We start from the raw sequence: 6006 nt of genomic DNA on the forward strand, positions 1-6006 counted from the left end.
CATTCCGGTTTGCGTTCAAGTTTGATGGAGCAAGCGCGCGCGGTTGGCCGCGCCGACATTAAAACTTCAGCGCCCCCCGCCCAAACGCTTTTTTATCCATGACATAACCCCCGCCAATAATTACTTTTTTTTGCAGCAACAAAGAGAAAAAAACGCTGTGCGTCACCTTGCAGCGCCATGCATCCGAGGGTATCATAGTGCATACTGATTGAGCTCAATAAGCCGAGAATCCCAGCGGGAGATGCAACTTATGGCAAAGTCAAAGATTGTCGACGTCACGGAGCAAAAACGGCTGAACGAGGCCCGCGAGGCGGGCGTTCCCTGGAAGAAATGGGGGCCCTATCTCAGCGAGCGCCAGTGGGGCACGGTTCGCGAGGACTACAGCCAGGACGGCAACGCCTGGGGCTATTTCTCCCATGATCAAGCACGCTCGCGGGCCTACCGTTGGGGCGAGGACGGCCTGGGCGGCATCAGCGACGACAAGCAGCGACTGTGCTTTGCGCTTACGTTGTGGAACGAGCGCGACCCCATTCTCAAGGAGCGGCTGTTCGGCCTCACCAACAGTGAGGGCAACCACGGCGAGGATGTCAAGGAGTACTACTTCTACCTCGACAGCACGCCCACCCACTCCTACATGCAGTACCTCTACAAATATCCCCAACAGCAGTTCCCCTACCAGGAGCTGATCGAAAAAAACCGCCAACGGTCCCGGGAGGAGTTCGAGTACGAACTGCTCGACACCGGCATTTTCGACGACGACCGCTACTTTGACGTGTTCGTGGAATACGCCAAGGAAGTCCCGGAGGATGTGTGCATCCGGATCACGGTCCATAATCGCGGCCCGGAAGCGGCCCGGCTTCGCCTGTTGCCGACCCTCTGGTTCCGCAACACCTGGTCGTGGGGCGAGGATAATCGCAAGCCGTTGCTGCGGGAGGCGGCAGCAGGCGTCATTCAGGCCAGCCACCATGAATTGGGCGAGTCTTTTTTGTATTGCGACGGCGGCCCGGAGCTGCTGTTCACCGAAAACGAGAGCAATGCCGAGCGCCTCTGGAATCAACCCAACAGTTCACCCTATGTAAAAGACGCCTTTCACGCCGCGCTCATTGCTGGACAGCCGGATGCGGTCAATCCCGCCAAGACCGGCACCAAGGCTGCGGCCCATTATGTGCTTGAAGTGGAGGGCGGCGGCAGCCAGACCGTCCGCCTGCGGCTTGCAGCCACCCCGGTGGCCAAACCCGTCAACGGTTTCGAACAGATCTTCAAGAACCGGATAGCTGATGCCGACGAATTCTACCAGCGGATCACGCCGGATTCGCTGAACGAAGACCAGCGGCGAGTCCACCGCCAGGCCCTGGCCGGCATGCTCTGGGGCAAACAATTCTACTATTTCGATCTGGAACAGTGGCTGATGGAACATAAGAGCCATCCCATGCTCGAATCGGCCCGCAAGGACGTGCGCAACACCGAGTGGTTCCACATGCTCAACGCCGAGGTCATCTCCATGCCCGACAAGTGGGAATATCCGTGGTATGCGGCCTGGGACCTGGCCTTTCACACCATTGCCCTGTCGCTGGTGGACTTTGATTTCGCCAAGGAGCAGTTGCTGCTGATGCTGCGCAGTCTCTATTTTCATCCCAATGGTCAGATTCCCGCCTACGAGTGGAACTTCAGCGACGTCAACCCACCGGTTCACGCCTGGGCCACCCTTTGGCTGTACAAATACGAGCAGTCGCTGGGCCGGGCGGACCTGCGCTTCCTGGAGCGTTCATTTCAGGGATTGCTGCTCAACTTCAACTGGTGGGTGAACCGCAAGGATCCGGCCGGCCGCAACGTCTTTGCCGGCGGCTTTCTTGGCCTGGACAATATCGGCGTCTTTGACCGCAGCGCCCAGCTGCCCACCGGCGGCTCGCTGGAACAGGCGGACGGCACGGCCTGGATGGCCTTCTACTGCCAGAACATGCTTGAGATGGCCCTGATTCTGACCGAGTACGACCCGATCTATGAAGAGGTTGCCTTCAAATTCGCCCAGCATTTCATGTGGATTGCCTACGCCATGGACCGCATCGGCGAGCATCGCGACGAGATGTGGGACGAAGAGGATGGTTTTTTCTACGATTTGCTTCGCTTGCCGGATGGCCAGGCCATGCGGTTGAAGGTGCGGTCGCTGGTGGGTCTGCTGCCGCTCTGCGCCTCCACGGTGTTCGAGGCCGATTCCATAACCCGCTTCCCGAAACTGATGGAGATGATCGCCCAGTTCCGGCAGCGTCACCCCGAGCTGGTTTCCCATGTGGCTCCAACCGACGAGGGATTCAGTGGCTACAAAGGGCGAAAGCTGCTGTCGATCCTCAGCAAAAAAAAGCTGGAGCGGGTGCTCGGCTACATGCTCGACGAGCAGGAATTTTTGGGACCGCACGGCATCCGCTCGCTCTCGCGCCATCACCTTGAAAATCCCTTTAAATTCTGGGTTGGGCATGAGGAGTACAAGGTACAGTATTTGCCGGCTGAATCGAACACCGGCATGTTCGGCGGCAACTCCAACTGGCGGGGGCCGGTGTGGATGCCGGTCAATGCGCTGATCGTCCGGGCGCTGATCAATTTGTACAATTTCTATGGCGATGCGTTCAAGGTGGAATGCCCGACCGGGTCCGGCAACTTGATGAACCTGTTTGAGGTTGCCCAGGAACTCTCCCGCCGACTGACGTCCACCTTCCTGCGCAACGCCGACGGCCAACGCCCAGTCTATGGCGGTTCAGCCAAGTTCCAGGACGACCCGCACTGGCGCGACCTGATCCTGTTCTACGAGTACTTCCACGGCGACAACGGGGCCGGGCTCGGCGCCAGCCACCAGACGGGTTGGACGGGTCTGATCGCTCCCCTGCTCGACATTTTCGGCCGGCTTGACGCCAAGTCCGCGCTGGAGGTCGAACGGGGGCACATTTTTGAGCGGTTGGTGAAGGAGCAGGTGGGCGGGAAACAAACGGCAAAGAAGTAAAAGAGTGAGGACGGCCGCCGCAACGTCCTTGCGGCCCCGCCACTTTTTTCCCTAAACGGCACGATCTTCTCAACTCTGCAGAGGAACGGCTTATGCATTCCACCAACGCTGGCCCCAGCGACCTCCTTCATCGGGATCATCCCGACTTCTCGCTCGTCCTGGGCGGACCGCTCTTCCAACTCCTGCGCCGGACACATCTGGCCGATGACGCGCTGTTGCTGCTGCGCCAGCGGATCATCGTCATTTCGCTCTTTTGCTGGCTGCCGCTGCTGGCCCTCTCGGCCCTGGAACGAACGGCTCTAGGCGGCAACGTGACGGTGCCCTTTCTGCTCGACGCGGATGTTCACGTCCGTTTTCTGGCGGTGGTGCCGCTGTTGATTGCGGCTGAACTGGTGGTGCATCGGCGCATGCGTCCCCTGGTGCAACAATTCCTGGAACGCAAAATTATTCCCGTTGAGGCCATGGCGCAGTTTGACGCCGCGATTGCCGCCGCCATCCGACTGCGCAACTCGGTCCTTGCCGAAGTGCTGCTGATTGTCTTTGTATTTGCGGTCGGCAACTTGCTCATCTGGCGCCATTACATGGCGCTCGACACCGCCACTTGGTATGCGACGCCCTCGGCCGAGGGTTCGAAGTTCTCGTTTGCCGGCTGGTGGTACGCCTACGCCAGCATCCCGATCTTCCAGTTCCTGCTGGCTCGCTGGTATTTTCGTTTGTTCATCTGGATGCGCTTCCTCTGGCAGGTGTCGCGCATTGAGCTGAGTCTGGTTCCAACCCACCCGGACCGGGTAGGCGGGATAGGCTTTCTGGCCAACACGGCCTACGCCTTTATGCCGGTGTTGATGGCCCACGGCGCCTTGCTCGCCGGGAATCTCGCCAATCGCATTTTCCATCTCGGAGCAGCCCTGCCGAACTTCAAGATGGAGATTCTGCTCCTGGTCACGCTGCTCCTGGCCATTGTGCTGGGCCCGCTGTTGGTGTTTGCGCCGCAGTTGGCCCAGGCAAAGCGAACCGGCCTGCGCGAGTACGGCGGACTGGCCGAGCGTTACGTGCGCGAATTCGACGCCAAGTGGCTGCGCGGCGGCGCCCCTGCCGATGAAGCGCTGGTGGGAAGCGGCGATATTCAATCCCTGGCCGATTTGGGCAACAGTTACGAAGTCGTCCGCAGCATGCGCATCGCGCCGGTGACCAGGGACACCATCCTTCGGCTCGCAGCCGCGACCCTTATTCCGCTTCTGCCGCTGATGCTGACCATGATGCCGCTGGAAGAACTGCTGAGAAAGCTCTTCGGCATCCTCTTCTAAAACCGTTTCGTTTGGCGGAAGAAGCGGGGCAGGCGGAGGAGGCGGGACAGGCAGGGGCAATCCCCCTCTCCCTTCTTTTGCTGGAAACAAACTCGCTCGCAACACAATTTCGCGAGCCGCAAGGAGGACCCATGGCCGATATGCATTCCCCATTGCTTTACCAAATCAACACTCGCGTCTGGTTGACGGAACTCTCGCACGCGCTCGGCAAACGCGCGGACTTGGACGATATTGCGGACGCCGAGCTGGATCGGATTGCCGAATTGGGTTTTGACTGGGTCTGGCTGCTGAGCGTTTGGCAGACCGGCCCGCTCGCGCAGGCAATCTCTCGGTCCCATCACCAATGGGGCCGTGAATTCGCCGCAACCTTGCCGGATCTCAAAGACGAAGACATCGCCGGCTCCGGGTTTGCCATCCAGGGCTACACCGTGCATCGCGATCTGGGCGGCGACGCGGCGCTGGCCCGGTTGCGGCAGCGGCTGCAGCAACGCGGCCTCAAGCTGATGCTCGACTTTGTCCCCAACCACATGGCCCCGGATCACCCCTGGGTCGACCAGCACCCCGAGTATTTTGTCCGGGGCAGCGAGGAGGATCTGGCCCGCTCGCCGCACAACTACTGCCGGGTGCAGACCAGCAACGGACCGCTGGTGCTGGCCTACGGCCGAGACCCCTACTTTGACGGCTGGCCCGACACCCTGCAGCTCAACTACGGCAATCCGGAACTGCAGCAGGCGATGATCGGCGAACTGGAACGCATCGCGGGGCAATGCGACGGGGTGCGCTGTGACATGGCCATGCTGATCCTGCCGGAGGTTTTTGCCCGGACCTGGGGCATTGCGACGCAATCCTTCTGGCCGAAGGCCACGCTACAGGTGCGCGAGCGGGTTCCGGGCTTTTGCTTCATGGCCGAGGTCTACTGGGACCTGGAGTGGGAACTCCAGCAACAGGGATTCGATTACACCTACGACAAACGGTTGTACGACCGCCTTCGCGAGGGGCACGCCCGTCCGGTGCGCGAGCATTTCCACGCCGATCTTGATTTTCAGCACAAATCGGCCCGCTTCCTGGAAAACCACGATGAACCGCGGGCGGCTGCAACCTTTCCGCCTGAAGTCCATGAGGCGGCGGCGGTCCTCACCTTTCTCTCGCCGGGCCTGCGTTTCTTTCACCAGGGGCAATTCGAGGGACGGACCAAACGCATCTCGCCCCACCTGGCGCGAGGCCCGGAGGAACCGGTCAACCGCAGGTTGGCGCATTTTTATGACCGGCTGCTGGCGGTGTTACGGCCAGCGGTCGTGCGCGACGGCCGCTGGCAACTGCTTACATGCCGCCCTGCCTGGGACGGCAATTGGACCTGGGACTGCTTCATCGTGTACGGGTGGCTCGGCAAGAACGGCGAAAAGCGATTGGTTGCTGTCAACTACTCGAATCATCAAAGCCAGTGTTCTGTTGCCTTGCCGTGGCCTGACGTCGCAGGCCGTGCCTGGCAACTGCAGGACCTGATGAACGATGTGCATTTTGAGCGCAACGGTAACGAGCTATCTGAACCAAGCCTGTATCTGGACATGCCTGCTTGGGCGTATCACGTTTTCGACATGCGCTGATCAAAGCGTCGAACCCGCGCAACCATTGGATTCACGGATGGCGCGGCGGAGCTGACTGACCGCCGCCGGTCAGTTGGTCAACCAGACCTGCCGTTTCGACCTGCCA

At 60.3% G+C, this 6006-nt stretch carries 3 protein-coding genes; all 3 read left to right on the forward strand.

Going from position 1 to position 6006, the window contains the following annotated elements:
* Positions 1-250: 250 nt before the first annotated feature.
* The 3 genes from RCH93_RS06775 (at position 251) to RCH93_RS06785 (ending at position 5900) form a co-directional block, all read left to right on the forward strand.
* Complete coding sequence (locus tag RCH93_RS06775; protein ID WP_306547567.1) at positions 251-2992, forward strand: hypothetical protein; 2742 nt, start codon at positions 251-253, stop codon at positions 2990-2992.
* Between the two features lie 92 nt (positions 2993-3084).
* A complete protein-coding gene (locus RCH93_RS06780) occupies positions 3085-4296 on the forward strand; it encodes a hypothetical protein (RefSeq protein ID WP_306547568.1) in 1212 nt (403 codons plus the stop codon).
* A 131-nt stretch (positions 4297-4427) separates the two neighbouring features.
* A complete protein-coding gene (locus RCH93_RS06785; RefSeq protein ID WP_306547569.1) occupies positions 4428-5900 on the forward strand; it encodes an alpha-amylase family glycosyl hydrolase in 1473 nt (490 codons plus the stop codon).
* The last annotated feature ends 106 nt before the right edge of the window (positions 5901-6006 follow it).

The organism is Desulfobulbus sp. (genome assembly GCF_030824455.1).
GTDB lineage: Bacteria > Desulfobacterota > Desulfobulbia > Desulfobulbales > Desulfobulbaceae > Desulfobulbus.

Excerpts from the sequence above, each read along its gene's own strand:
- RCH93_RS06775 (WP_306547567.1), top strand. The coding sequence starts at position 251 with ATGGCAAAGTCAAAGATTGTCGACGTCACGGAGCAAAAACGGCTGAAC.
- RCH93_RS06780 (WP_306547568.1), top strand. The coding sequence starts at position 3,085 with ATGCATTCCACCAACGCTGGCCCCAGCGACCTCCTTCATCGGGATCAT.
- RCH93_RS06785 (WP_306547569.1), top strand. The coding sequence starts at position 4,428 with ATGGCCGATATGCATTCCCCATTGCTTTACCAAATCAACACTCGCGTC.